This window comes from Nonomuraea solani (assembly GCF_900108335.1).
In the GTDB taxonomy this organism is placed as follows: domain Bacteria; phylum Actinomycetota; class Actinomycetes; order Streptosporangiales; family Streptosporangiaceae; genus Nonomuraea; species Nonomuraea solani.
In genome coordinates this window covers 50,711-76,583 of the sequence record NZ_FNVT01000001.1, presented here as the reverse complement: position 1 = coordinate 76,583, position 25,873 = coordinate 50,711, and the positions used below count along the sequence as shown (strand labels likewise).

Genomic DNA, 25,873 nt, shown 5'->3' with positions numbered 1-25,873 from the left:
CCGGGCTTACTGAAGTCCGAGTACCTCGCGTTCGACGTGGTCGAGCGCGAGGCGTACCGCGCCGAGCGCCACGCCCTCGTCGCCGAGAGTGGACGCCACCGCCTCGGGCGCGCTCACGCACAGCTCCGCGAGGTGCCGCCGCACCGGTTCGAGCAGTACGTCACCCGCCTGCGAATACCCTCCGCCCCCGAGCACCAGCAGATCCGGGTCGACGGTCAGGATGAGCGCCGAGGCGCCGACGGCGAGGTGTTCGGCGTACCGCTCCACCCGCTCCCGAGCCTCGTGATCCCCCTTCGAGGCCGCCTCGAACACCTCCGCCGCCGAGGCGTCCTTGACCAGGTCGCGGGCGGCGGCCTCCCAGCCGACCTGGCGCAGCGTACCGATCTCACCCGCGGCTCCGCTCCGCCCGCGGTGCAGCCGCCCGCCGATCAGGATGCCCGCGCCCGCCCGGTGCCCGATCAGGACGTACACGATGTCGGAGGCGTGCCGCGCGCTCCCGCGCCAGTGCTCGGCGAGCGCGGCCAGGTTGGCGTCGTTGGCGGCCAGCCCGCGGCAGCCGAACCACCGGCCCGCCACCTCCGCCAGGTCCAGCCCCGTCCAGCCCGGGAGGGTGAGCGACAACGTCACCCGCCCCGTACGGTCCACGATGCCCGGCGTGCCGGCGGCCACGGCCCAGATCCGCTTGTGCGCGACCCCCGCGCCGTTCACGCACTTCAGCACCGTGTCCCTGGCGGCCTCGATCCGCTCGTGAGCCGCCATGTCATCGCCCAGCTCCGCCCGCTCCCAGGCGACCACGTCACCGTTGAGATCGGCCAGCGCCACCACGACGCCGTCGCCGCCCACTTCCAGGCCCACCACGTGACCGGCGTCCGCCCGGAACCCGTACCGTCGCGCGGGCCGCCCCATCACGCCCTCGTCGGGCGGTATCTCCCTGATGTAGCCGCGCTCGCCCAGCTCGTCGAGCACCGCTTCCACGGTCTGCCGGGACAGGCCGGTGATCCGCCCGAGCCGGGTCAGGGTGGCCACGCCCTCGCGACGCAGGGCGCGGAGGGTGACCTGGGTGTTCACCTTGCGCAGGAGCGACGCGTCGCCGGGTCGGAGCTCGGTCACTTATGAGACCCTTTCCCGTAACTCCCCTATTGACGTCTACCAGCCAGGATCCTAGCATCGGCCGACATACGTTAACTGGTTACATATGTGGAGGCGTCATGGTCACGCTCGCCGTCGTCGGTGCGGGCTCGCGGGGCACCTCGTACGCCCGCCACGCCGTCGAGACCGGTCAGGCGCGGGTGGTCGCGGTGGCCGACCCGCTGGACGTCCGCCGCGACAGGTTCCCCGAGGCCGCGCAGTACGCGGACTGGCGTGAGCTGGCCGCCCTGCCCCGCCAGGCGGACGCGGTGATCATCGCCACCCAGGACCGTGACCACGTCGAGCCCGCGGTGCGCTTCGCCGAGCTGGGCTACGACATCCTGCTGGAGAAGCCGATGGCGGTCTCGGAGGACGACTGCCGGAGGATCGTGGCGGCCGCCGAACGCTCGGACGCGGTGTTCGCCGTGTGCCACGTGCTGCGCTACACCCCGTACACACGGGCTTTGAAGGCTTTGCTGGACGCCGGCCGGATCGGCGAGATCGTCAGCATCCAGCACCTGGAGCCGGTCGGTTGGTGGCACCAGGCCCACTCATATGTACGGGGCAACTGGCGGCGGGCCGACGAGTCCACGTTCATGCTGCTCGCCAAGTCCTGCCACGACCTCGACTGGCTCGTCCACCTCACCGGCAAGCAGGTCACGCGCGTCTCCTCGTTCGGCGACCTCAAGCACTTCCGTCCCGAGAACCGCCCGGCGGGCGCCGCCGACCGCTGCCTCGACTGCGCCGTCGAACCCGACTGCCCCTACTCCGCCAAGCGCATCTACCTCCCGCGCGCCGGCAAGGACGAATGGCCTTTGTCGGTCATCACCGACGACGTCTCCGAGGCGGGCGTCCTCGAAGCCCTGCGGACGGGCCCGTACGGCAGATGCGTGTACGCCTGCGACAACGACGTCGTCGACCACCAGGTCGTGAACATGGAGTTCGAGGGCGGCACGACGGCGTCGTTCACCATGACCGCCTTCACCCCGGCCCTCCACCGGCAGACCCGCGTCTTCTGCACCCGCGGCTCGATCGACGGCGACGGCAACACCTTGACCATCACCGACTTCGTCACCGGCCGGACCGAAACCATCGACACCAGCGCCACAGGCGACGCGACGGCAAGGGGCGGCCACGGGGGCGGCGACGAGGGCCTGGTGGACGCGTTCCTGACCGCGGTCGCGACGCGCGACCGCTCGTCGGTCCTCTCCTCACCGGGCGAGAGCCTGCACAGCCACCTCATCGCCTGGGCCGCAGAACGGTCGCGCCTGGAAGGCGAGACCGTGGCTCTCAAATAGCGCGATACTGGTACGCACGCCACGACAGGGAGTGACGCTGTGCGTACCTGGTTCCAGCCGGAGGAGACCGAGGAGTTCGAGGCCGCCAAAGACCTGCTGGTCCGGCGCTGTCTCACCTGGGCCGAGGAGCACGGCCGCCCCGCCGACGGCCTGGTGCTGGCCACGGCCGTCGACGCCCGCCACGAGAGCCGCGACGGCCGCCTGGCCTACTGGGACGACGAGCAGGTCAGGCGCTTTCTGCTGCGCTATGTGCCGCACCACGTGGTGGCCCCGCGCGACCTCCTCGACGCGGCCCCCGACATCCTCCGTACCCTCCTCGACTACCTCGACGCCACCGGACTCCGCGACCCCCGCGGCACCACGACCCCGGAGGCGTTCGCCCAGGCGGTAGCCGAATACCCGTCCGCCCTCGACGACCCCACCCGCCAGGGCCTGGCCAAGTTCTGGGCACAGAAGGCCCTCGACCACGACGTGGACTTCACCGACCCGGCCGCCTTCGAACGCTTCAGGCAGGACATCGAGGCCGGCCGCATCGACTACGACCAGGCCGTACTCGACCAACTGGTCGAGGCCCGCTTCCACGGAACGGGCCTCGACGAGGAACGCGCCTTCCCCCAGCCTCCCATCACCCTCCCCCCGGCCGCCGACCTGACCGAAGCCGCGACCCAGAGCCAGACCGTCCAGCACCTCATCACCCTGGCCACCTGGGCAGGCACGGAAGGCCGCCCCCTCACTAAAACCGGCAACCTCCCCCTGGCGGCCGCCCGCGAACTATCAACCGTTCTGGGCACCGGCGAGGAGCAATTCCAAGCCCGCAGCGCCGCCGAACTCCCCCGCCTGACCCTCCTCCTAGCCTGGGCCAAGAAACTCCGCCTGACCCGCACCGCCAAGGGCCGCCTCTTCCAGGTCACCAAGGCCGCTCCGCTCCTGCGCGACCCGGAAACCCTGTGGCAGCAAGCCTTCGAAGCCCTCCCCTACCTGGGCAGGGCGGTCACCGGGCAACCCGGCTCCCTGCTCGCGGACGCCTTCGACCTGATCCTGCCCGACGTCCTCAACACGATCTACGGCATGGACGACATGCCCGTGATCCGGTTGCAGGAGACGGTGTGGCTGGCCTGCCAGGAGTATTTCGTTCTGGACGACAAGGAAGAACACATCCGGGACGTCCTGCGCCGCGAAACCGCCGAAGACCTGACCCGCACCCTTGAGGTCCTGTCCGACCTCGGCGCCATCGACCTCTTCCACGGCCCCGCCGACCCCCTTTACTCCAGCGACCTCGACCACGAGGACCAGGAGCTCCCTCCGGACGCGATCAAGAGACTCCGCAAAGGTCTCACCGCCCCAGACCTCCCCCAGATCCGCCTGACCCCCCTCGGCCGCCGCGCCGTCCGCGACCACCTCCTCTCCGAAGGCCGCGACGCCCCTCTCCTCGGCGCCCTCGCCACGACCCCACCGTCCGGCCTCCTCGGCGTGATCTCCCAGCACTACGCCCCAGAAGACATCACCACAGAACTCAACGGCTGGCTGACCCACCCCGGCCAAACCGTCGAAACCCTCCTCCAGGCCATCCGCGACTGCCCGTTCCGCTCGCGCACGGCCGCCCTCCTCAACCTCCTCACCGAAGCCCTCCCCCAGGGCCGCACCCTCCTCACCGACCTCCGCCACGACCCGACCCTCGGCCCCGCCGTCCTGACCTTCCTGGTGGATGAGGGGGAGCTTGATCCTGAGTCGTTGAGCGAGCGGGAGCATCTGCTGCTGGGGGCGGAGAACTTCCTGTCCCTGTTGGAGGTCGGAGGGCCGGAGGTCCTTATCGAGCAGCTCAGGGGAATGGCGGGTGGGGACGCGTACGAGTTCGTGGAGGCGGTGCTGGCTTCGGGGCATCATGACGCTGTGGGCCTGCAGGAGCTACGGGTCCTGGTCGCCGAGCCGCTACGCGCCACCAGCCGCCACCCGCTCCGCCTGATCCCCACGACTCCCCCAGGCGCAAAGGGCCGCCGCAAGAAGCGCAAACGCTGAGAAACAACTGGCCTCACCGAGCAGTCGGTCCGTATGAAGATCGGTGAGCTGGCTGGGATGACGCGTACAAGTTCGTGGGACGCGGTCCTGACATCGGGGCAACCTGGCTTCTTAAGACCTGCCGCTATCCGCTATGTCTTGTTCCCGACGCGCAACCGAGGGTAAGGGCCCAGTCGCGGGACTTCGCTAGGCGTCGTTTTCGATGTGTTCGAAGATGTCCGCGTCGGTCTCTCGCTGCCACTCGGGGAGATCGCCCCAATCGGCGACATATGACGGTTTTGGGTTGTCGATGTGCTTATGGATCTGGACGATCCAGCACAGAGCAACGAATCGGCCCTTTTGCTCGCGGGTCAGCTTGGCCGTGTTGCCGGCGCTGATCTCGACGAAGGTACGCACTTGGCTGCAGACGGCGGCGGCGGCCTGGCGTTCCCATTCGGGTGTCTCCTCCCACGGTGTGACGTAGGAGGACTTAGGCTCGCCCGGATAGTGCTTGTTCACCCCCGCGATCCATGCCTCCCGGAAGGTACGGCCCTGCTCGTCCGCCTCAGTCTGCATCGTGTTCCTCTCACTGTTGGACGGGAGCCGACAGGCGGGCGATGCGGTCGTTCAACTGGACCACCCGGCTGTCGGACAGAAGGGGTTGGAGCTGCTTTTGAACGCTGTGAAGTTTCCGGCCGACGTAGCCCGCGGATTGGGTCTGCTCGGCCAGGTCCACGGCGTCGCCGGCGTAGTGCAGAAACTGGTCCAGGCTGCGGCGTTGGATGCCGAGGGCTGCCAGGTCAGTGAGGAGACTGCCCCGGCGCCGGAGCGAGGTGGCCTGGTTGAGTGCGGCGTTGAGTGACGTCTCGGCCAGGTCGGTCTGGCCGAGAGTGAGGTAGCAGGTACCTCTTTCCTCTGCCAAGCGGGAGCCGTCGAAGCGGAGCCAACCTCCAGGGCTGACGGGGTGGGCGAGGTTGAGAACTTCGTCTGCGATGGCGAGGGCCCGTTCGCATGCTGTTCGGTCGCCGTCCCCGGCATGGGCCTCGGCCTGTACGGCTGCGACCCAATACCGAGTCGACAGCCGGCTGTCGCCTTGCTCAGCGATCCGTGCGGCCGCGGAGAGGACGGAAGAGGCCTCGGGGTATTCCTGGTCGTACATGTTGATGAACGCCTGGCGGGTCAGGGCGCAAGCCCATCGGTCGTAGCAGCGAGCTTCACGACCGGCGTTCACGGCCATGGTGTAGCAGTAGGCGGCGTCGGTATAGCGATTGCTGTCGAAGAGGATCTCTCCGGCGAGTTGGAACAGATCGCAGGCCAGTAGGCAGAGTTGACGCCGTGCTCGGGCTGAGTGGGCCTGGTCCATCTGCTTGACCAGGAGTCTGAGCTGGTCATGGACCAGTGGGTAGACAAGGCGCTTCGACTTGGACAGGGCGAAGACCTGCCAGAGATGGCCGCTGAGCAGGGCGTGCTGTTCGATGTCATCGGCCTCGTCGCCTTGGCCGAGCCAGTCCTGGGGCTGGGCGGAGGCCGGCTGGGGAAGCACCATGAGCGTGCCGGCGATGCTCAGCAAGCGGAGAAGTTCGCGACGGTACATATCGTCAGCTTCACCCGTGAGCGCGGGTTCAGGCACGACCCGGCCCATGATGATCGGTGCGGAAACGGCGGCGACCGCGGATTCGCAGCGAAGGGTCAGCAGGTCGTCCAGCTCATCCGGCGTGACCTGCAGGACGGCGCAGAGCTTGGGCCGGATGTAGGGGCAGGGCTCGGTTTCTCCTCGCTCCCACCGGCTTGCCGTGGTCCGGTCGATGCCGAGCTCGTCAGCGAAGAATTCCTGGCTGTAGCCGAGCGCCTTTCTCCGGTCGGCGAGGCGCCTTCGTTTGCCCGCCAAGGCGCACCTCCACCTGTGTCCTTCTTCCAAGGGAAGCGTACGGGACCGGCCCGCTCAGCGGCTGCGATGCCGCAAAGGTGCCTCATTGATGCGTCGCCGGCGCCGTGGCCTGGTGCTTTGCCGCGCGGTTGGCTTAACGGTGCCTGCTGGGACTTCGATCGGAGGAGACGACGTGCTCATCGCACACCCCGAAAGCAACCGCCTATTCCCGGGATCTCCAGGCTTCGACTTCTAGGCCGCCGAACGGGCGGCCGCCGCCCTTCTCACGGCGCTCGGCGTGGCCGAGACGAGCGAAGCCGCCGTCCGTACTCCCGCCCGGATGGTGGCGGGCCTAGCGGAGTTGCTCAGCTGCCCGGCGTGGGAATTCACCACCTTCCCCAATCGGGAGGGGCAGCACGAGCTGGTGCTGGCCCGCGACGTGCCGTTCACCTCCTTGTGCGCCCACCATCTGCTTCCGTTCTCGGGAACCGCGCATGTGGGGGTGATTCCCGGCCAGCGGATCGCCGGCCTGTCCAAGCTGGCGCGGACCGTCGAGACGTTCGCCGCTCGGATGCAGGTTCAGGAAGAACTCGGGCAGCAGATCGCGACCTTCCTGGAAGAGCGGCTGGAATGCCGCGGGGTCGGTGTCGTCCTGACGGCCGAGCACCTGTGCATGACGCGCCGCGGGGTGCGCGCCCTGGGCTCCGACACGGTCACGATCGCCTGCCGAGGCGCGCTCCGGGATGATCCCGCAGCCCGTGCCGAGTTTCTGCAGCTCGCCGTCCCGCAGGTGCGGAGGGCGGCATGAGTTTCAGGATCGGTAAGCGGTTCACCTTCGAAGCCGCTCACCAGTTGAGCGGTCTACCCGGAGGGCACAAGTGCGGCCGTCTGCATGGCCACTCCTACACGGTCGAAGTGGTGCTGACCGCGACCGAGTTGTCGGAGTCGGGCTTCGTCATCGACTTCGCCAACCTCGATCCGATCAAGCGCCATCTGGCCGAGCACTTCGACCACCAACCGCTCAACGAGGCCATCGACATCGAACCGACCAGCGAGAACCTCGCTCGAGTCCTGTTCGAATGGTGCGCCAAGAACGTCCCCTTGCCCGCCACCGCCGCCATCGAGGCGGTCCGGGTGAGCGAAACGTCAGCCACCTGGGCCGAATACCGCCCCTGCCACTGACGTCCAGAAGGACCTGATGTGGGCGTGTGATCCGCGCCCGTCTCCCTCGAGAGGAATCTCCATGTCCGCCGACCTGCTGTCGATCGCCGACCCGACCGAACAGCGGCCCGTCCCGATCGCCGAGTTGTTCTATTCCTTCCAGGGCGAAGGTGTGAATCTCGGCCGTCGCGCTCTCCTCGTTCGCTTCCTGGGCTGCAACCTGACCTGCGGCTACAGACAGGCACCCGCCACCGGCGACATCCCGGCACAGGGCACGATGCTGTGCGACACCGAGTACACCTGGAACAGCGCCAAGCACGACCTCTCCGACGGTGTACGGCACCTGACGCCGCAAGGAGTGTGGGACGAGCTCATCAACCTCGATCCCGCCACGGCCACCCCTTCCATCGCCCCCGTCGATCTGATCGTCGTCACCGGTGGGGAGCCGCTTCTCCACCAGGACGCCATCCTGCATCTCGCCCGCCAAGCCGCACTGACCGGCCGGCACATCGAGATCGAGACGAACGCCACCATCAAGCCGAACCCCAAGCTGCTCTCCCCGGGCGTGGCCTTCAACGCCGGCCCCAAACTGGCCAGCTCAGCGGTGCCACGCAAGAAGCGCATCAAACCGGACGCGATCAGAGCGATCGAGGCCAGCGGCCAGGCCAGGTGGAAGTTCGTCGTCAGCACCCTGGAGGACCTGACCGAGATCGCCGAGCTTCAGGCGGAGTTCGGGCTCACCGAGATCTGGCTGAGCCCGGAGGGCACCACCCCCACCCGCGTCCTGGAGCGGATGCGCATGGCCGCAAGCTTTGCCCTGGCACACGGCTGGAACCTGACCACCCGTGAGCACGTGCTGATCTGGGGCGGCCAGCGTGCCAAGTAGCCTCCACCCGTCCCAGAGCATCAACTTCTCCGTCATCGCGCCCGCCGCCTACCTGCGAGACTTCGTCGCCCAGACACCTGCCACGATCCACCATGTGGCGGCCCAGCGCGTCCTTCTCGATCCCGTCTACCGGGAGTTCTTCCTCGAAGAGGAACGACGGGGCGCCACGATCATCCTCGACAACGGCGTCTTCGACCTTGGCCGCTCGCTCAGCCCATGCGAGCTCGTACGTGCAGCTCGGGCGGTGAAAGCCGAAGAGATCATCTTGTCCGATGTCATCCGCGACGCTCATGCCACCATGCGGGCCAGCGACAGCGCAGCCGCACAGATCCTCGACATGAGCGACGAGTTCCGGCTGTGCGCGGTCGTACAGGCCGCCGACGATAAGGACTGGCGCCACTGCTACGACCACTTCGCCACCCGCGACCACGTCGGCGCGATCGCCTTTCCCGCCTCCCGCGGCAAGGAGCCGAGCAGTGAGTTGTCGAAGAACCGCGTCGCCGCAACCGACTACCTCGAAGCCCACGGGATGATCAACGCCGACCGGATCTACCGGCTCCTGGGCCTCGGCCGCACCGGCCATCTGGAACTCTTCGAACAACGTCACCACGAGTGGATCAGCTCGGTCGATGCCGCCGCGCCGGTCCTGCTCGGCGCCATGGGCCTCCGGATGCTGCCCGACGGGCCCTACCAGAAAACCCCGACGCCACGCGTCGAGGCAGTGCAGCACATCGAACCCGACCGGTTCGCGCTGATCAGGGACAACATCAAAGCCGTCCGGTACGCCGCCAACTGCCCCATCGAGATCCGGACGCCGATATGACGAGCCCTCCGCTCACCGACCACGCGCCCGCAGCAGAAGTAGGACTCCTCGGGGCATCCCCCATCGACTTCTACCGCCACACGATGAGCAGTTCGAACCTGCTGCGCTACCTGAAAATCAAGGTCCATCACCTGATCCAGGACTACGACTGGGCCCGCATCTCGGTCACCGCCGGCTATGACCGCCACTGCATGGTCTCGGCGCATGAGAAGAACGACAAGCTGTTCAACTGGCAGCGCCCCACCGCGCACGTCCAGGGCAATCACCTGATCGTCAAGTGCTTCCCTGGCGTGGACTACGTCCACCACTACGCCCTCATCATCGCGACGTACCTGAACATGGTCGGCCGCTACCGCGGCCAGGTCGACTACCGGCTCCCCTCTGAACACGCATGCCGGTCAGCCGTCGACCGGCTGGACATCGACGCTTCCACAGACGACCTCATCGTCGTCGGCTGGGGCCTCGAGCGGTTCGTCAACGGCACCACCTGGGTCCACGGCCCCGGCCACGCATGGCAACGCACCAACATAGACGGGCGGCGCGTGCTCTACCTGGGCTACCTGCACAGCATCTGGGGCGACGTGGCCGGCCGCGTGGTGGCACGCCTGGCCACGCTGGGCGCACGCCGGGTCATCTACGTCGGCAAGGTCGGCTCTCTCGACCCGCGCATCGCCCCGAACACCTGCCTGGCCACTGGCAACAGCAGCGTTCTGTCCGACGGCCAAGTGACCTGGCCGGACTTCTTCGGCGGCCTCGCCGCCGGCCAGTCGGACGTCCGCTCCGGTGTCCACGTGACCTCGCCATCGATCCTGTTCGAAGACACGAACTGGCTGGCCCGACAGCACGGACACCGCTTCGTCGACCCCGAGATCGGCCACATGGGACGCGCCGCCCACACCGCCGGCATCGAGTTCGGGTTCCTTCACGTCATCTCCAACAACCTGGCCCGCCACTACCCCGAAGACCTCTCCAACGAACGACTGCACACGGTGGTCGAACGGCGTGCCCAACTTCTCGACCGCATCCACGAGATCATCCGGCTCCGGTTGCGGAGCATCCCCGCGACACAGGCCAGCGAAGGAACGAACGCGTGAACATCATGGCGGGAAAGCCCGGCAAGCTCATCACGGTGGCCGGCATCGACGGCGCCGGCAAATCGACCCTGGCCGCATCCCTCCACTCAGCGCTCAAGGACTCCACAGAGCACACCATCCTCGTGGGCAAACACACCACCGAGGTCCCGATGAGTGCAGACCTGTCGCAATACGTCGACGACGTCAACGCAGTCGTCTACCGGCGTAAGCCGGGCGTGGGCGCCGCCTGCGGAAACCACTACTGGCTGTTCGCGCTCGCCGCCTGGTACACCCTCCAGGACCAACTGATCATCAAACCCGCGTTGCAGGCCGGCGTCCACGTCATCCTCGACAACGCCCACCACAAGATCCTCGCCCGCTACGCCGTCTCCCCTGACGTCCCCACCGATCTGGCCCGCCAACTCTTTGCCCACCTCACCACGCCCGACCTCATCCTGTTCCTCCATATCACCGCCGATGAGGCCCTGCGTCGGCGCAATGGCGACTTCAGCGCTTTGGAGGCAGGCCGCACCGGATCCACGGGCGAGGCGTTCATCTCCTACCAAACGCACGTGACCGAGGAACTACGCCGACAAGCAACCGACGCAACCTGGGCGTCCATGGACGTTACACGTAAGGACGCCGATGCCGTCCTGACCGAGACGCTCGCCCTGCTGTCCGAATGCCTCGACATCCGAATCCCCTGAAGTACCGGCGACGATTGACGAGGAGGCTGCGTGAAGCGCGAAACCGGCCGGCAGTACCTATGGCACAGCATCACCTGGGCGGCAAGAGTGCCTACGCTCCTCCTGGCCGACACCACGACCGGCGCCCTCGGGCAGGTTGAGGTCATGAGCTTGCAGCTCGGGCTGAAAGTGGTCGACCGGGCCCGGTTCTGCACCGGCCGTTACGGCTTCACCGACACCTTCCGTGTGGAACCACGGGCATGCCCGCAGCAAGCCGTCGCCGAACGCGGTGGCCAATGCGCCACCTGCCTGGAAAGGGACGACTTCCGCTTCGCGCACCAGGTCCACAAGAGCGGACATGTTCCCCCAGCACTCGCGGCCTACATGGCGCAACCCCACTGGCTTTACATTGCCACCTTTGCCAACTCGGTCAGCAAGGTCGGAACGGCGGCGGCCTCCCGACGGACCTCACGGCTGGACGAGCAAGGACCGATACGCGCCACCTACATCGCCCAAGCACCCAACGGCCACGCCGTTCGCCGCCTCGAAGACACTCTCAGCCGCGAACTCGGCCTCGCCCAGACGATCCGCTCCACCGCAAAACTCGCCGCCCTGATCGCCTTCGATCACGACCACGTTGATGCCGCACACGACAAGGCCGTCGACCGAACTCATGCCACGCTGACCGCAGCCGGAGTAGCTCCTGAACGCGAGGCATGGACGCCTCCGCCCGAGAGCCATGCCCTCCGCAACTTCCCACGATCACCAGAACGCGCGATCTACCCACATGACCTGCGCACCGGCGAGCACGGGTTCAGTATCGAAGCCTGCTCCGGCTCCCATGTCATGGCACGGCTGTCGTCCGGCGCCGACGACATCCCCTATGTCCTCGACCTCAACACGCTCAAAGGCCACCGCGTACTGATCGGGAACTACACCTCTCCACGGACAACCGTCCAAGGATCACTCTTCTGACAACAACCGCAGCTCGCGCCGCCGGCAAGCAGCAGCCCACGGCGACCTGCGAAGACAGGAGGTTCATGCAACGCCTGGATGCGATCACCGGCTGGGACGACGAGCACAACGCCGAACTCTATGACCGCTTCGCCCGCGAGCACACCTTCTACGCCGACGCCAGCCGAGACCTGGTCTCCCGCGCCGACCTCACCGACAAGCAGTTGGTCATCGATCTGTGCGGCGGGTCAGGCGTCACCGCGGCCATCCTCCTGGAGAGTCTTCCGCCCCACGGCCGCGTGATCTCTCTGGACAGCGCTCCGGCCATGCAAGCGATAGGACGACGTACTCGTGACGACCCCCGCATCACCTGGATCACCGCCAAGGCCGAAGACGTCGCCCACCACATCTCCACACCGGCCGACGCCGTGGTCTGCAACTCAGCGATCTGGAAGACCGACACCACCGCCGTCTTCGCCGCGGCAAAACGCGTACTGCGGCCAGGCGGACGGTTCGTGTTCAACATCGGCGGCCGATTCGCCGGCCTCACCAACCGAGACCCTCACGCCACGACGTCCCTCAACGACCTGATCACCGCCATCGCGGTAGCGGACTACGGCTACGTACCACCCAAGGAAAGATGCCGACCACCCCTGACATCTGCCCTCGTACAAGCGCAACTGAAGGCCGCCGGATTCACCACAGTCGCCTCAGACATTGTCGCGCGCACCGGCACCCTGGAGGAGAAACGTGCCTGGCTCTCGATCCCGCTCTTCGCCCGACCACTCGGCCAACTCACCCACGCCCAGCGCATGAAGATCCTGCAGAGGGCCTACGACGCGGCCGACAGGACACGAGAGATCACCACGCGCTGGCTCGTCGTCACTTCCCGAGCCTGACAACAACAAGCGCTCCGGCGCCCTCCGTCATGGGCCCGTCCTACTTCTCAAAGAGATCCCCTTCACCCCGCATCGCCGGCCGGCGGGACTGGGAGGCCGATCACGTCCCTACAGCTCCGGCCCGTCGAGATAGCTGTTTCGCATACTCACGTATCCGAGGTCGATCTTCGGGAAAGACCCCATCCCAGTCCTGTGAAAGAGGGACCCATGCCACAGGCTGGCCGCTCTCCTCGGTCAGCCGGAGCGACCGGTGCACGACGGCTCCATAGGACAAGCCAAGCGTGACACTCCAATCCCGGCGGTAGGACCGCACCGTCACCGCCGCCGGAACTTCCAGCAGATCAGCAGAAAGACCCGACTCCTCAAGCAGCTCACGACGAGCCGCCTCCCGTGGACTCTCGCCAGGTTCGACGCGTCCGCCCGGCGGCACCCAACCTCGCCAGCGATGCCTCACCAGCAGCACATGCCGGAGGGTTTCGTCGAACACCCACACCTCGGCCGCGAGCGGGGCCATCGGGCCATTCATCGCCGCCTCCAGCCAGGCGCACGCGTTGTCGAACTCAGCTTCTGCGTTGCGGGCATCCTTCACGGCTGCCCGCAACGTGTACTGGTCAGGGCCACGCTGATCCACCGCCCCAGGCTACTCGCTTGGGGCAGACCTTCCTTGTGGACGGCGGGGAGCTTGATCCCGAGTCGTTGAGCCAGCGGGAGCATTTGCTCCTGGCGGCGGAGAACTTCTTGTCCATGCTGGAGCTCGGGGGGCCGGACGCCCTGATCGAGCAGCTCAGGAGTATGGCGGGTGGGGATGCGTACGAGTTCGTGGAGGCGGTGCTGGCATCGGGGCACCATGACGTCGTGGGCTTGCAGGAGCTACGGGTCCTGGTCGCCGAGCCACTCCGCGCCACCAGCCGCCACCCGCTCCGCCTGATCCCGACAACTCCCCCAGGCGCAAAGAGCCGCCGCAAGAAGCGCAAACGCTGAGAAACGGCTCTTAACTTCGGGCTGCTTGGTACACCTCGTTAACGTGTATTGCCACTCGATAGACCGGCTGAGCTACTGGTATTGCACTGCCCCCGCCAAGCAGCCAAAATGATCATCCATCAGGAAGGGAGTTCCTCCTGGTCACTTTTCAACCGGGGGGCGGCTGCCTGTGGACAACATGCCAATTGAAGGCCTGTACGACTCGCTCCTCACACAGCGTCTTCAACAGCAAACTGACGCCTGGACCAGTTCGGGACACCTTGTCCAAATCTCCGATGTTGCCAACGAGGAAGTCGCCCAATTGCTGGGGCGATTCGTCGGCGAGGCCTCGACCCGCGCGCTCGCAGCCCTCAAGAGCCCGAAAGAGCAGGTAGAGCTAGCCAACCGGCTCCTGCGCCAACTCGCCGATCCCGACACCCTCGTGGACGGCCCGGCCAAGCTGCTCTCCATCGTCCAGCAGACGCCTGGCAAGACCTCACCGCCCCGGCCTCTGACCTCCCTCTCCGAAGCAGCGCTACTCACTAACGCTCGGGAGGATCCGAGCCTGTCCCACGAACTCGCCACAGAACTTGCGAGCGCTGACCGCGTGGACCTGCTGTGCGCGTTTGTGAAATGGTCCGGGCTACGTATCCTCGAACGTCCGCTGGCCGATCTCCGTCGCAGAAACGTGCCATTGCGGGTGATCACCACCACGTACATGGGTGCTACCGAGCGTCGCGCTCTCGATCGACTGGTACGTGACTTCGGCGCAGAGGTACGCATCAGTTACGAGCAGAACACCACCCGCCTACATGCAAAGGCTTGGCTGCTTCGGCGGCGCACTGGATTCGACACAGCGTACGTTGGCAGTTCCAACCTCTCCCGCGCTGCGCTTCTGGACGGGCTTGAGTGGAACGTTCGCCTATCGTCGGTGACAACGGCGCGACTGCTAGACAAGTTCGAGGCCACGTTCGACTCCTACTGGGATCGTGAACAGTTCGAGCTTTACGACCCAGACACAGATGGCGATCGTCTGGACGAGGCGCTGTCCCGGTCGAAGACAGGACAACCGCTTTTCGACATCCCGGCCCTGGTTCCTCATCCCTTCGCGCATCAGCGAGAGATGCTAGAGGATCTGGACGTCGAGCGGACCGTGCACGATCGGCACCGTAATCTCCTGGTCGCGGCGACCGGCACAGGGAAAACCGTTGTAGCCGCATTTGACTACCGCAACCTGCAGCAACGGCTTGGGCGGCAGCCATCTCTGCTGTTCATCGCACATCGTCGCGAGATCCTCACGCAAGCGTTGCGCACCTACCGCCAGGTGCTGGCCGTACCCGACTTCGGCGAACTGCATGTGGGGCACGAGAAATCGCGTCACTGGCGGCACGTATTTGCGTCGATCCAATCGCTCACGGCACGCGGTATCGAGACGCTGAAATCCGATCACTTCGATGTGGTCGTCATCGACGAGTTCCACCACGCTACCGCCCGCACTTATCGAGAAATAATCGACTACCTACAGCCGATTGAGCTGCTCGGACTTACCGCCACACCTGAACGGTCAGACGGCAAGTGGGTTCAGGACGAGTTCTTTGACGGCCGCATCGCCTCTGAACTACGCCTCTGGGATGCCCTCGACGCCGATCTGCTGTGCCCATTCCACTATTTCGGGATCAACGACGAAACCGACCTTTCCGCGGTGCGCTGGTCACGTGGCTCTTACGACGCGACGGACTTGGACAACATATTCACCGGCGACGATGCTCGCGCCCGCCTGATCTTCAATTCATTACGGGACAAAGTTTCTGACCTTGCAGCAGTACGCGGCCTGGGCTTCTGCGTATCGGTCCGCCATGCCCACTTCATGGCTAAAATCTTCACCAAGGCCGGCCTACCCTCCTTGGCAGTAGATGGCTCCACCGACGAGGCATCTCGCAAAGGCGCGCTGAACGCTTTGCGCATGGGAGAAGTAAAATTCCTCTTCACTGTTGACCTCTTCAATGAAGGTCTAGACGTACCAGACGTGAACACTCTGCTCCTACTGCGTCCTACCGAGAGCGGCACAGTGTTCTTGCAACAACTCGGCCGCGGCCTACGACGAACTCCAGAAAAGGCAGTTCTGACTGTCCTAGATTTTGTCGGGCAGCACCGCAAGGAGTACCGCTTCACCAACCGATTCCAGGCGTTGACAGGCCATACCCGCGGCCGACTGCAGGAGCAGGCCAACAACGACTTCCCACATCTGCCAACGGGCAGCCAGATCGTGCTCGATCGAGTCACCAAGGACCGCGTGCTCGCCGAGCTAAAAGCCCATCTCGCGGCCACCGTGACGACCCTTACGCAAGAGATTCGCTCATACGCGGAGCAATCCCTTATCAACTATCTGGAATCCAGCGGCCGCGACATCAACGACCTGTATCGCAACAAGCGCTTCTGGACGGGGCTCTTGCGTCAAAGCAAGCTTCTGCCCGAGGAGAGCTCACCACTAGAGATAGAGCTTGGACGCCGCATCCGCGCTCTTCTTCACGTTGACGACGCTGGCAGAGCCGCAGCATATGCGCACCTGCTCAGCTCTGACGATGTGCGCTACGACAAGCTTTCCGCCACCCAACAAGCATTCGCCCGCATGTTGTTCTTCTCATTCTGGCGCGATGGTGCAGGGTTCGCCTCCTACGACGAAGGCCTGCGCCAACTACGCAGCCAGCCCGCTCTCTGTGAGGAGATCAACCAGGTGCTTTCCTACGGCTTGGAGCGCCCGCGCCACGTCGCCAGAAGGCTACCCGCGCCACTCAACGAACTGCCCCTTGCCGTTAATGCTCGCTACTCTACAGATGAGGCCCTGGCCGCAATAGGCTGGGCAACCCTAGGCAAGTCGGTGCCCTCCACCATGCGCGAGGGCGTCGCATGGAGCCCCACCACCCAATGCGACGCTCTCTTTGTCACTCTGCAGAAGAACGAGAAGGAGTTTTCTCCCCAAACCATGTATCGGGACTATGCCCTGACTCCAACTCTGTTTCATTGGGAGTCCCAGCATCGCACAAGAGAACGTTCTTCAACCGGGCTGCGCTACCAAAATCATGAACACGAAGGCAGTCATGTGCTCCTGTTCACCCGAGAGCGCAAAGAGAACGAGAACCGCCATCCCGAGCCGTTTGTGTTTCATGGGACAGCCCGCTATGTGAAGCATGAAGGCGAACGTCCAATGGCAATCACCTGGCGTCTGGACGAGGAAATGCCTGTGGACCTGTTCCGCCGCGCGGCAGTAGTCGGATAAGCCAGCGAGGGCAGCCGACCTCTTTATGAAGGAGTCGCCATTCGGCTTAAGCTAACGTAAAACCCGGCCGGCTACTGCCATAGCCAACGTCCGTCGGCCATATGATCACGATGCTCTGACTATGAGCAAGCTCCATCAAGTCGTTACGCGGCTCAGTCGGCAGAAGGATCGCCCTCTTGGCCTCCGGCCAGAAGCGGCCATAGTCGGCGAGTTGCCCAATTGCCATCCGTACATTCTCTCGCGTGACGCTTCCCTTTGCCTCGACGAGCAGATTCGAGTCCGCATCGAACAAGTCAGTGAAGAGCGGCCGACTCTCACCTTCGGGCAGTACTTGATGGCGCGTAACAGCATGACCCAGACCGCATAGGTAATCGGCAAGCGCCTGCACTAAACCGGCCTCTCTCCGCTCCGCGGTATACTGTTCCCGACCTGGCTCAACGAACACTTTCTCGGTAAATTGCTGCTCCAATGGCACCGCCTGCACACGGCTTGTCAAAGCAGCTCGTAACCGCCCTAAACGAGTCTGTGGCGGCCGAGCTTGGGTATCGATGGGGCGCAACCGAAAAATGATTACTCGGCGTATCGGACCATTGTTAGTCTCCGGCGCATCTGCCTCGTACCACGGGTTCTCGTCCGCTATCTCAAACTCGCCAAGATAGACGACAGTTCCTTTACTACCCTCGAACACGCGCAAGGCACGCCCGTCTTGCCGATGCCTCAGAATTGCCGCGTTTCCCGCTCTCATTCGCTGATCGCCGCGCTGACCTTCGCCGGTGTAGTGGAACATGCCATCAGGCATCCAGTCATCGAAGTAGCCGTGCTTCTCACCTTCGGTGGGATCGGTGAAAACGAAGACATTCTTGGAGCGCGCAGAAGGTCCGATACCGCCTTGCCCGGAGCCACCAAAACTCTGGTGCAGCATCGTGCGCTTGATCGGTCGTCCAGGAACGAGAGACCAGGTCGGAGGCTGCGACGAGGACTGCGCGGTCATGTGCGTCTCCAGTAGATCGCCTTAGAGGTGATCTACTGTGACATACGCCGATTTTTCACGCCAACCATCTAGATGAACTTATTCGACACAAGTCGGACTCAATCGACGCAGGGCCGACCGTCACGACCCCTCAGCGCTGCCACGACGTAGCACGACAGAGCCCCTACCAGGCTTGGTGACGATCAAGTTCTCCTCCCTGAGGATCTTGAAAGCAAGCCGCACTGTCGGTCTGGAGACTCCAAACTCCTGCTCAAAGCGCACTTCGCTCAGCACGGTCTGCGGCGGGTAGGCACCCGTTCGGATCCGTTCTGCAATGACTTGGGCTATCTGCTCGTATTTGTAGAGCGTGTGGTCCCACTCGAAGCCGCCTTGATCGGTCACGCTGATAACACTAAAGGGCTATTGACTACATGACATAGAAGCGCTATGCACATAACGTCAACTGACATCACGTTACAGGACTTCACAGGTTGAGCTATGGTCGAGCTACGCCAGCCGCCCAGTCACAGCACTGACGAAGGAGGAGCGAGGGATGGATCCGTTCGACAGCAGCCTCAACGAGACGCCGTTCGCTCGAAATCCGGCTACAACCAGGGACTCTTTGCTTCGCCGCTGGCTCCACCGCGCTGGGCGTGAGCTACTCCCTAGCCGCCACGTCACCCATGTCCGCCCGCTTTAAGGCTCGCCTCGAGTCCACCGAGTCCCTCAATGCCCCATTCGCAAGAGTGCTATCGGCGTCGGAGGACGGCATGAGCATGGAGGAATTCCACAGCACGCACCCAGAGCCCATGCGAAAGGACTACCGCGCGATCGTCTGGTCAGACGCGGCGGGAAGGTCGCCCACCGTCCAAGTCCGCGACTACCGCACCGTCTATGAGCTGGGGTCTGAGCCACATCCGTCGGACCGTACGGACGTCCGCAGGCGGTCGTGTCAGCGAGAGCCCTGGCTTCGCGCCGCTGCGGCGAACCAGCTCTGGAGGGATCTGCTTGAAGGGCGAGCACGTTAAGGAGCGCCCGTGTAGGGCCCTCGACCAGCCTGGCATCGAGGGCCCTAACGAGTTCTACTGTCGATCCTTGAGCAGTTGATCGAATCTCAGCTCCAGGTGGAGCATGTCGCTCCGGAGAGCGTCGAGTCGCTCCATCATCTGCATATGGGCGGTTTTGAAGTACTCGGAGGTCTGATAGCGAAGGCCCGCGATCTCCACCCCGAGAGCCCCCAGATCGTCGGTTATCCCAGTCTGGACGTCTGCGATCAGGGTTTTCGCCTCGGTGGCGCCGATCGGTGTCAGCGCGTCGTCCTTGGAGTACGTGTCTGCTTCGAACGCTTGCATACGACGCTTCAGATCGAGGATCTCGGCCTCTAGGTCCACGAACGACCATGCCTTTTCGGTTGCGGGAGAGAAGCCAGGTTGTCTGTCGGCCTGGGCTTCATCGACGTACAAGCACATGATGGCAAGCAGCTCACAGACGTGGGTGCCGTTAGGCGGCAGGGTGTGGTTTTCTCCCCCGGCTTCATCCACCCTGACCGGGGGAAATGTCCGGCGCGCTGGCACTAGCCCGCCTTGTCGGGGGAGAAAAGCACCCCCGTGTCGGCACCCACGCCAGCGGAGAAGTGAAGGACGCCACAGGGCCAGGCTTTGCATGGCCATGCAGAGGTATGTATATACTTCTACTCGTGTCTAAGATGCTCACCTCCCTGCCCGTCGGCGAACGCGTCGGGATCGCCTTCTCCGGTGGTCTCGACACCTCGGTCGCGGTCGCGTGGATGCGCGAAAAGGGCGCCGTCCCCTGCACCTACACCGCCGACATCGGCCAGTACGACGAGCCCGATATCGCCTCCGTGCCCGGCCGGGCCACGGCCTACGGTGCGGAGATCGCACGGCTGGTCGACTGCCGGGCGGCGCTCGTGGAGGAAGGGCTCGCGGCGCTGGCGTGCGGGGCGTTCCACATTCGCTCCGGCGGCCGCACCTACTTCAACACCACCCCCCTCGGCCGCGCCGTCACCGGCACCATGCTGGTGCGCGCGATGCTCGAGGACGAGGTGCTGATCTGGGGCGACGGCTCGACCTTCAAGGGCAACGACATCGAGCGGTTCTATCGGTACGGCCTGCTCGCCAACCCCTCCCTGCGCATCTACAAGCCGTGGCTGGACGCCGACTTCGTCCACGAGCTCGGCGGCCGCAAGGAGATGTCGGAGTGGCTGCTCGCTCGCGACCTCCCCTACCGCGACAGCACCGAGAAGGCCTACTCCACCGACGCCAACATCTGGGGCGCCACGCACGAGGCCAAGAGGCTTGAGCACCTCGACGCGGGCATCGAGATCGTCGACCCCATCATGGGCGTACGTTTCTGGGACCCCGAGGTCGAGATCCCCACCGAGGACGTCACGATCGCCTTCGAGCAGGGCCGCCCGGTGGCGATCAACGGCAAGGAGTTCGCCTCCCCCGTCGACCTGGTGCTGGAGGCCAACGCCATCGGCGGCCGGCACGGCATGGGCATGTCCGACCAGATCGAGAACCGCGTCATCGAGGCCAAGAGCCGCGGCATCTACGAGGCGCCGGGCATGGCGCTGCTGCACGCCGCCTACGAGCGGCTGGTCAACGCCATCCACAACGAGGACACCGTCGCCAGCTACCACACGGAGGGCCGCAAGCTCGGCCGGCTGATGTACGAGGGCCGCTGGCTCGACCCGCAGTCCCTGATGCTGCGCGAGTCGTTGCAGCGCTGGGTCGGGATGGCGATCACCGGCGAGGTCACCCTGCGGCTGCGCCGCGGTGAGGACTACTCCATCCTGCACACCTCGGGCCCGGCGTTCAGCTACCACCCCGACAAGCTGTCGATGGAGCGTACGGAGGACTCCGCCTTCGGCCCGACCGACCGCATCGGCCAGCTCACCATGCGCAACCTCGACATCGCCGACTCGCGCGCCAAGCTGGAGCAGTACGCGGCGTTGGGCATGGTCGGCAGCCAGCACACGACGCTCGTCGTCGCCGCGCCGACCCCCGCGCCCGACCTGATCGGGGAGCTGTCGGAGGGCGGCGCCGAGGCGATCGCGTCGCGCGGCGAGGTGCCGGACGACGAGGAGCAGCTGCTCGACAACGCCGCCATGGAGGCCGGCACCGACTGACGCAAGCAGCCTGGCTCGGTCAGCGGCGTACGGCCTGGATGGCTCGTGAGGTCAGTTTGCCGAGCTGGAAGTAGAGCTTCGGTGGCATGTAGGCGAGCAGGGTCGAGTGCCGTTCGCCGAGCAGGGTGAGCATGTGCTGTGGTGGCAGGCCGGCGTAGCGGGGCAGGTTCTCGTACCAGCGGGCGCTGTTGCGGGCCGCCCGCTGGCTGGTGCGGATCGCCGACCGGCGTTCCTTCTGGTACGCGGCGAGCGCCGCCTCCAGTGAGGTGTCCTGGCGCAGGGCGTCGGCCAGGTAGGCGGCGTCGCCCAGCGCCAGGGCGGTGCCGGCGCCGATCGAGTAGTGCGTGGTGTGCGCGGCGTCCCCGAGCAGGACCACGTTGCCGCGGTACCAGGTGCGGTTGGTGACGGTGCGGAAGTTCAGCCAGTGGGCGCTGTCGTCGGCCTGCTCGCGGCCGATCAGCGGGTGGCCGTCCAGGACCTCGACGAACAGCTTCTCCAGCAGAGCCAGGCTGTCGGCCTCGTTCGTCTGGTGCAGCCCGAGTCCCTGCCAGGTCTCGGGTGAGCACTCGATGACGCACGTGCTGTGGGTGCGGCTGAAGCCGTACCCGTAGCACCAGATCCAGCCGTGCGGGGTGTCGACGAAGGCGAAGGAGAAGGGGCCGAAGACCTTCGTGGTGCCGAGCCACATGTACTTGTTGCGCCCGACCTCGACCTTGGTGCCGAAGTGTTCGGGGTGGCGGTCGCGCAGGACGCTGTTGACGCCGTCGCCGGCGACGATCAGGTCGGCCTCCGGGAGGTCGTCGCCGATCTCGTGCTCGAACTCCACCCGCACGCCGAGCGAGCGGGCGCGCCGGGTGAGGATGTCGAGGAGTTCGCGGCGGCCGATGCCGAAGCCCTCGTCCCAGTGGTCGATCATCATCGGCGGGTGCTCGTGGACCTGCGCGTACCAGCTGTCCCAGTGCACGGAACTCTCGGCGATGTCGCGGGCGGACTCCGGGTCGGCGCGGCGGAGGTTCTCGAACAGCTCGTACCAGTAGGTCACGCCCCAGCCGTACGTCGACCCGGCCGGGTTGCGCTCATAGACGGTGATGTCGTGGGACGGGTCCACCCGCTTCATCAGGATCGAGAAGTACAGGCTGGCGGGTCCACCGCCGACGCACGCGACCTTCACACAAGCCCCCATATGTAACGCAAGGTCATTAAGTCATTACTGACAGTAGCAAGGGGGGTGCGTTGGGTCTCTTTCATCCCGTCGCGTCGTGGGTCAGGAGATTCCCAACTCTGGACGTCGTTCATTCTGAATAGCAGAGCGTGATTCCATTATCCGGAATAGAACCCTCTTGACATCGTCTTCGCGTCAGTGATCTGCTAGCGCTAGTTCGGAACGTTGTTCCGTAATACGGAATCTGAAGAAGGAACTTCATGGAACACGCGCATTCCAACGCCGGCGGGCAGCGATGAAGGCGCTCGTCTTCACCGCGACGGGCGTGGTGGAGCCGCTCGACGTACCCGAGCCCGAGGTCGGCCAGGGCGAGGTCCTGGTGCACGTGGTCACGTCCGGCATCTGCGGCAGCGAGCTGCACGGCGTCAAGGCCCCCGGCTTCCGGGTGCCGCCGCTGGTGATGGGGCACGAGTTCGCCGGTCGCACCGACGACGGGCGAGCCGTGACGGTCAACCCGATCCTGTCCTGCGGCACCTGCGACGTCTGCGCGCTCGGGCTGCGCAACGTGTGCCGGAGCCGGCAGATCATCGGGGTGCACCGGCCGGGCGCGTTCGCCGAGCGGGTCGCGGTGCCCGCGAGCGCCGTCGTACCGCTGCCGGAAAACCTGAGCTGGACGGCCGCGGGCGTGGTCGAGCCCGCCGCCAACGCCGTGCACGCCTGGCGGCTGGCCGGGCGGCCGGCCGGCGCCAGGGTCGGCGTGATCGGCGCCGGCGCGATCGGGCTGACCTGCCTGCAGGCCGCGCTCTCCGGCGGCGCCGGCTCGGCGGAGGTCGCCGACCGCTCGCCCGAGCGGCTGGAGGTCGCGGCGAGGCTCGGCGCACGGACGGCGGGCCCCGAGCTGACCGGCGAGTACGACGTCATCTTCGACGCGGTCGGCGCCGCCGCCACCCACGCGCAGTCGCTGGCCCGCCTGCGCCCCGGCGGCACGGCCGTCTGGCTCGGCCTGGCCGACCCCATGGCCGGCTTCGACGCCCAGGACCTGGTACGCGGTGAGAAGCGCGTGCTCGGCTCGTTCGCCTACGACGACGCCGACTTCGCCCAGGCGATCGACCTGGTCGCCGGATGGGACCTGAGCTGGGTCGGGACCTTCCCCCTGAGCGAGGGCGCGGACGTGTTCACGACCCTGATGAACGGCCGGTCCCTGCCGGTCAAGGCCCTGCTGTCCCCGGAAGCGAGGTAGACGTGGCCAGAATCGTCCTGGTCGGAGCCGGCAGCATTACCTTCGCGAAGAATCTCCTCTCCGACATCCTGACATTTCCGGAACTGTCGGAATCGACCATCGTCCTCCACGACATCGACCCCGCCCGCCTCGCCACCGCCGCGGCCATGGCCCGCTGGATGGTCACCGAGCTGGGCATCGGCGCCACGATCGAGGCCCACGCCGACCGCCGGGCCGCCGTCGCCGGCGCCGACTACGTGATCAACGAGATCGCCGTCGGCGGCCTCGACGCGGTCAAGCGCGACTTCGACATCCCCGCCTCCTACGGCGTCCGGCAGACCATCGCCGACACCCTCGGCATCGGCGGCATCTTCCGCGCCCTGCGCACGATCCCGGTGATGGTCGGCATCGGCAACGACCTGGCCGAGCTGGCCCCGGACGCGACCCTGTTCACCTATACCAACCCGATGTCGATGATCCCGTGGTCGGTCTACGCGGGCACGCCCTTCCAGAACGTCATCGGCGTCTGCCACGCCGCCCGCGACACCCAGCAGACCCTGGCCAGGATGGTCGGCGTACCGGAGGAGGAGATCTCCTTCCTCACCGCGGGCGTCAACCACCAGGCGTTCGTCCTGCGCTTCGAGCGCGACGGCGAGAACCTGTACGACCGCCTCGACGCCCTGATCGCCAAGGACCCCGAGCTGGCCCGCCGCGTCCGCGTCGAGGTCTACCGGAACTTCGGCTACTTTCCCACCGAGTCCAGCGAGCACGGCTCGGAGTATCTGCCCTGGTTCCTGCCGCACGAGGACGAGGTCGCGCACTACCGGATCCCGGTCGGCGTCTACCTGGAGTGGCTGGCCGACGGCTTCGAGGAGTACGCGGCGTACAAGCGCTCGCTCGAAGCGGGCCGCGGCGTGCCGATCGAGCGCGGCGAGGAGCTGGCCTCCCTGGCCATCCACTCGATGGAGACCGGCACCCGCCGGATGATCCACGGCAACGTGCGCAACGCCGGCCTGATCTCCAACCTGCCGCACGAGGCCACCGTCGAGGTGCCGTGCCATGTCGACCGCGCCGGCGTGCAGCCGGTGCGGGTGGGCCCGCTGCCCGCGCAGGTGGCCGCGCTGAACCGGACCCTGCTCAACGTCAGCGAGCTGACCGTAAAGGCGGCGCTCGAAGGCCGGCGCGACCACGTCTACCAGGCCGCGCTGCTCGACCCCAACACCGCCGCCACCCTCCCGGTCCGCAAGGTCCGCGCGCTGGTGGACGACCTGATCGCGGCCCACGGAGACCTGCTGCCGGAAGGAATCAGGGATGTGTGACCCGGATCTGCCCCTCTCCCGCTACCGGCCGGTGTCCCGGTTACGGGTCGCGGTCCACGAGATCGACCGCGCCCGGGTGCCCGCCGTGGACGCCCACATCCACCTCGGCCGCTGGCTCACCGACGACGGCGACTGGATGGTCAAGGACGTCCCGGCGCTGACCGGCCTGATGGACGAGCTCAACCTGCGCGGCATGGTCAACCTCGACGGCCGCTGGGGCAGGGAGCTGGCCGAGAACCTCGAACGCTACGACGCCGCCCACCCAGGCAGGTTCGCCACGTTCTGCCACGTCGACTGGTCGATGGCGGCCGAGCCGGGCTTCGGTGAACGGCTGGCCGGACAGCTCAGAAGGAACGTGGCCGAGGGCGCGGCCGGGCTGAAGGTCTGGAAGGACGTCGGCCTGCGGGTCCGCGACGACCGCGGCGAGTTGCTCATGCTCGACGACCCCAGGCTCGACCCGCTCTGGGCCGCCGTCGGCGAAGCGGGCATCCCGATCGCGCTGCACACGGCCGACCCGGTGGCCTTCTTCGAGCCGGCCGACGAGCGCAACGAACGCTACGAGCTGCTGGCCGCCCGCCCCGACTGGAACTTCTCCGGCCCCGGGTTCCCGCCGTTCGAGCGGCTGATGGAGGCCATGGAGTCGATGATCGCCCGGCATCCGGCGACCACGGTGATCGGCGTGCACGCCGGCTGCTGGCCGGAGAACCTGGGCTTCGCGAGCCGGCTGCTGGACACGTACCCGAACTTCCACATCGACATCGCCGCCCGGATCGCCGAGCTGGGCCGCCAGCCGCGCGCCACCCGAGCGCTGATGCTGCGTCACCCCGGGCGGGTGCTGTTCGGCACCGACGAGATCCCGCCGGACCGCGAGATCTACCGGACCCACTTCCGGTTCATGGAGACCGACGACGAGGCGTTCGCGCACTCGCGGGACGACCCGCCGCTGATGGGCCGCTGGACGATCTCCGGGCTCGACCTGCCGCTGGAGGTCCTGGAGCGCGTGTACGCGGGCAACGCGCTCGACCTCGTTCCCAGACTGGCGTGACCC

Annotated in this window: 23 protein-coding genes and 1 pseudogene; 16 read left to right on the top strand and 8 right to left on the bottom strand. The window is 66.1% G+C overall.

Annotated elements, in window-relative coordinates; genetic code table 11:
- Nucleotides 1–6: 6 nt before the first annotated feature.
- Nucleotides 7–1,110: an ROK family transcriptional regulator gene (locus tag C4V41_RS00340; protein ID WP_103953681.1), complete on the bottom strand. Its 1,104-nt coding sequence runs from the start codon at nucleotides 1,108–1,110 to the stop codon at nucleotides 7–9.
- A 98-nt stretch (nucleotides 1,111–1,208) separates the two neighbouring features.
- Between C4V41_RS00340 and C4V41_RS00335 the strand changes: the two genes are divergently transcribed.
- Nucleotides 1,209–2,426, top strand: coding sequence for a Gfo/Idh/MocA family protein (locus C4V41_RS00335; protein WP_103953680.1), 1,218 nt, complete (start codon nucleotides 1,209–1,211; stop codon nucleotides 2,424–2,426).
- 39 nt (nucleotides 2,427–2,465) lie between these two features.
- Nucleotides 2,466–4,442, top strand: coding sequence for a hypothetical protein (locus tag C4V41_RS00330; RefSeq protein ID WP_103953679.1), 1,977 nt, complete (start codon nucleotides 2,466–2,468; stop codon nucleotides 4,440–4,442).
- Nucleotides 4,443–4,628: 186 nt separating this feature from the next.
- Here the strand turns inward: C4V41_RS00330 and C4V41_RS00325 are convergent, their stop codons facing one another.
- On the bottom strand, nucleotides 4,629–4,997 hold the full coding sequence (locus C4V41_RS00325) for a hypothetical protein (RefSeq protein ID WP_103953678.1): 369 nt from the start codon (nucleotides 4,995–4,997) through the stop codon (nucleotides 4,629–4,631).
- A 10-nt stretch (nucleotides 4,998–5,007) separates the two neighbouring features.
- Nucleotides 5,008–6,309: a helix-turn-helix transcriptional regulator gene (locus C4V41_RS00320; RefSeq protein ID WP_103953677.1), complete on the bottom strand. Its 1,302-nt coding sequence runs from the start codon at nucleotides 6,307–6,309 to the stop codon at nucleotides 5,008–5,010.
- A 250-nt stretch (nucleotides 6,310–6,559) separates the two neighbouring features.
- On the opposite strand from C4V41_RS00320, the pseudogene folE reads away from it, so the two are divergent.
- The 8 genes and pseudogenes from folE to C4V41_RS00280 all read left to right on the top strand — a co-directional run.
- Nucleotides 6,560–7,096 (top strand): annotated as a pseudogene (gene folE / locus C4V41_RS00315) (GTP cyclohydrolase I); the annotation flags it as partial.
- Nucleotides 7,093–7,470: a 6-carboxytetrahydropterin synthase QueD gene (gene queD / locus C4V41_RS00310; RefSeq protein WP_103953676.1), complete on the top strand. Its 378-nt coding sequence runs from the start codon at nucleotides 7,093–7,095 to the stop codon at nucleotides 7,468–7,470. The pseudogene folE and the gene queD, both read left to right, overlap by 4 nt.
- A 61-nt stretch (nucleotides 7,471–7,531) precedes the next feature.
- Complete coding sequence (locus C4V41_RS00305) at nucleotides 7,532–8,335, top strand: 7-carboxy-7-deazaguanine synthase QueE (protein ID WP_103953675.1); 804 nt, start codon at nucleotides 7,532–7,534, stop codon at nucleotides 8,333–8,335.
- Nucleotides 8,325–9,158: a hypothetical protein gene (locus tag C4V41_RS00300; protein WP_103953674.1), complete on the top strand. Its 834-nt coding sequence runs from the start codon at nucleotides 8,325–8,327 to the stop codon at nucleotides 9,156–9,158. Before C4V41_RS00305 ends, C4V41_RS00300 begins: the two co-directional genes overlap by 11 nt.
- Nucleotides 9,155–10,252 (top strand): nucleoside phosphorylase-I family protein, encoded by a 1,098-nt coding sequence (locus C4V41_RS00295; protein WP_200823662.1) that lies wholly within the window; start codon nucleotides 9,155–9,157, stop codon nucleotides 10,250–10,252. Before C4V41_RS00300 ends, C4V41_RS00295 begins: the two co-directional genes overlap by 4 nt.
- A 5-nt stretch (nucleotides 10,253–10,257) precedes the next feature.
- The gene (locus tag C4V41_RS00290; protein WP_103954653.1) at nucleotides 10,258–10,938 is read left to right on the top strand and encodes a dTMP kinase; all 681 of its coding nucleotides are present in this window, start codon (nucleotides 10,258–10,260) and stop codon (nucleotides 10,936–10,938) included.
- A 30-nt stretch (nucleotides 10,939–10,968) separates the two neighbouring features.
- The gene (locus tag C4V41_RS00285) at nucleotides 10,969–11,892 is read left to right on the top strand and encodes a DUF2797 domain-containing protein (RefSeq protein ID WP_200823660.1); all 924 of its coding nucleotides are present in this window, start codon (nucleotides 10,969–10,971) and stop codon (nucleotides 11,890–11,892) included.
- Nucleotides 11,893–11,957: 65 nt separating this feature from the next.
- Nucleotides 11,958–12,770, top strand: coding sequence for a class I SAM-dependent methyltransferase (locus C4V41_RS00280; RefSeq protein ID WP_103953672.1), 813 nt, complete (start codon nucleotides 11,958–11,960; stop codon nucleotides 12,768–12,770).
- A gap of 100 nt (nucleotides 12,771–12,870) precedes the next feature.
- Here C4V41_RS00280 and C4V41_RS00275 read toward each other — a convergent pair whose 3' ends face one another.
- Nucleotides 12,871–13,401: an NUDIX hydrolase gene (locus C4V41_RS00275; protein WP_327535341.1), complete on the bottom strand. Its 531-nt coding sequence runs from the start codon at nucleotides 13,399–13,401 to the stop codon at nucleotides 12,871–12,873.
- A 17-nt stretch (nucleotides 13,402–13,418) separates the two neighbouring features.
- On the opposite strand from C4V41_RS00275, the gene C4V41_RS00270 reads away from it, so the two are divergent.
- Complete coding sequence (locus C4V41_RS00270) at nucleotides 13,419–13,751, top strand: hypothetical protein (protein ID WP_200823659.1); 333 nt, start codon at nucleotides 13,419–13,421, stop codon at nucleotides 13,749–13,751.
- A 178-nt stretch (nucleotides 13,752–13,929) separates the two neighbouring features.
- Nucleotides 13,930–17,007 (top strand): DUF3427 domain-containing protein, encoded by a 3,078-nt coding sequence (locus C4V41_RS00265; protein ID WP_103953671.1) that lies wholly within the window; start codon nucleotides 13,930–13,932, stop codon nucleotides 17,005–17,007.
- 46 nt (nucleotides 17,008–17,053) lie between these two features.
- Here the strand turns inward: C4V41_RS00265 and C4V41_RS00260 are convergent, their stop codons facing one another.
- The 3 genes from C4V41_RS00260 to C4V41_RS00250 form a co-directional block, all read right to left on the bottom strand.
- Nucleotides 17,054–17,998, bottom strand: coding sequence for a restriction endonuclease (locus tag C4V41_RS00260; RefSeq protein WP_103953670.1), 945 nt, complete (start codon nucleotides 17,996–17,998; stop codon nucleotides 17,054–17,056).
- A gap of 120 nt (nucleotides 17,999–18,118) precedes the next feature.
- A complete protein-coding gene (locus C4V41_RS00255; protein ID WP_103953669.1) occupies nucleotides 18,119–18,379 on the bottom strand; it encodes a GntR family transcriptional regulator in 261 nt (86 codons plus the stop codon).
- 680 nt (nucleotides 18,380–19,059) lie between these two features.
- Nucleotides 19,060–19,518 (bottom strand): hypothetical protein, encoded by a 459-nt coding sequence (locus tag C4V41_RS00250; protein WP_146103476.1) that lies wholly within the window; start codon nucleotides 19,516–19,518, stop codon nucleotides 19,060–19,062.
- 155 nt (nucleotides 19,519–19,673) lie between these two features.
- Here C4V41_RS00250 and argG point away from each other — a divergent pair, with 155 nt between their 5' ends.
- Complete coding sequence (argG, locus tag C4V41_RS00245; RefSeq protein ID WP_103953667.1) at nucleotides 19,674–21,125, top strand: argininosuccinate synthase; 1,452 nt, start codon at nucleotides 19,674–19,676, stop codon at nucleotides 21,123–21,125.
- 19 nt (nucleotides 21,126–21,144) lie between these two features.
- Here the strand turns inward: argG and C4V41_RS00240 are convergent, their stop codons facing one another.
- The gene (locus C4V41_RS00240) at nucleotides 21,145–22,296 is read right to left on the bottom strand and encodes an FAD-dependent monooxygenase (protein WP_200823657.1); all 1,152 of its coding nucleotides are present in this window, start codon (nucleotides 22,294–22,296) and stop codon (nucleotides 21,145–21,147) included.
- Between the two features lie 286 nt (nucleotides 22,297–22,582).
- Here C4V41_RS00240 and C4V41_RS00235 point away from each other — a divergent pair, with 286 nt between their 5' ends.
- The 3 genes from C4V41_RS00235 to C4V41_RS00225 are packed head-to-tail and all read left to right on the top strand — an operon-like array spanning nucleotide 22,583 to nucleotide 25,870.
- Nucleotides 22,583–23,527, top strand: coding sequence for a zinc-binding dehydrogenase (locus tag C4V41_RS00235; RefSeq protein ID WP_103953665.1), 945 nt, complete (start codon nucleotides 22,583–22,585; stop codon nucleotides 23,525–23,527).
- Nucleotides 23,528–23,529: 2 nt separating this feature from the next.
- Entirely contained in the window at nucleotides 23,530–24,825 is a 1,296-nt protein-coding gene (gene melA, locus C4V41_RS00230; RefSeq protein WP_200823656.1) for an alpha-galactosidase, read from the top strand.
- Entirely contained in the window at nucleotides 24,818–25,870 is a 1,053-nt protein-coding gene (locus tag C4V41_RS00225) for an amidohydrolase family protein (protein ID WP_103953663.1), read from the top strand. The genes melA and C4V41_RS00225 overlap by 8 nt, the downstream gene beginning before the upstream one ends.
- The last annotated feature ends 3 nt before the right edge of the window (nucleotides 25,871–25,873 follow it).

What these genes read in the sequence shown, in the direction of transcription:
- C4V41_RS00335 (WP_103953680.1), top strand. Translation starts at nt 1,209, where the DNA reads ATGGTCACGCTCGCCGTCGTCGGTGCGGGCTCGCGGGGCACCTCGTAC.
- C4V41_RS00325 (WP_103953678.1), bottom strand. Translation starts at nt 4,997, where the DNA reads ATGCAGACTGAGGCGGACGAGCAGGGCCGTACCTTCCGGGAGGCATGG.
- queD (WP_103953676.1), top strand. Translation starts at nt 7,093, where the DNA reads ATGAGTTTCAGGATCGGTAAGCGGTTCACCTTCGAAGCCGCTCACCAG.
- C4V41_RS00305 (WP_103953675.1), top strand. Translation starts at nt 7,532, where the DNA reads ATGTCCGCCGACCTGCTGTCGATCGCCGACCCGACCGAACAGCGGCCC.
- C4V41_RS00295 (WP_200823662.1), top strand. Translation starts at nt 9,155, where the DNA reads ATGACGAGCCCTCCGCTCACCGACCACGCGCCCGCAGCAGAAGTAGGA.
- C4V41_RS00290 (WP_103954653.1), top strand. Translation starts at nt 10,258, where the DNA reads ATGGCGGGAAAGCCCGGCAAGCTCATCACGGTGGCCGGCATCGACGGC.
- C4V41_RS00280 (WP_103953672.1), top strand. Translation starts at nt 11,958, where the DNA reads ATGCAACGCCTGGATGCGATCACCGGCTGGGACGACGAGCACAACGCC.
- C4V41_RS00265 (WP_103953671.1), top strand. Translation starts at nt 13,930, where the DNA reads ATGCCAATTGAAGGCCTGTACGACTCGCTCCTCACACAGCGTCTTCAA.
- C4V41_RS00260 (WP_103953670.1), bottom strand. Translation starts at nt 17,998, where the DNA reads ATGACCGCGCAGTCCTCGTCGCAGCCTCCGACCTGGTCTCTCGTTCCT.
- C4V41_RS00235 (WP_103953665.1), top strand. Translation starts at nt 22,583, where the DNA reads ATGAAGGCGCTCGTCTTCACCGCGACGGGCGTGGTGGAGCCGCTCGAC.
- C4V41_RS00225 (WP_103953663.1), top strand. Translation starts at nt 24,818, where the DNA reads ATGTGTGACCCGGATCTGCCCCTCTCCCGCTACCGGCCGGTGTCCCGG.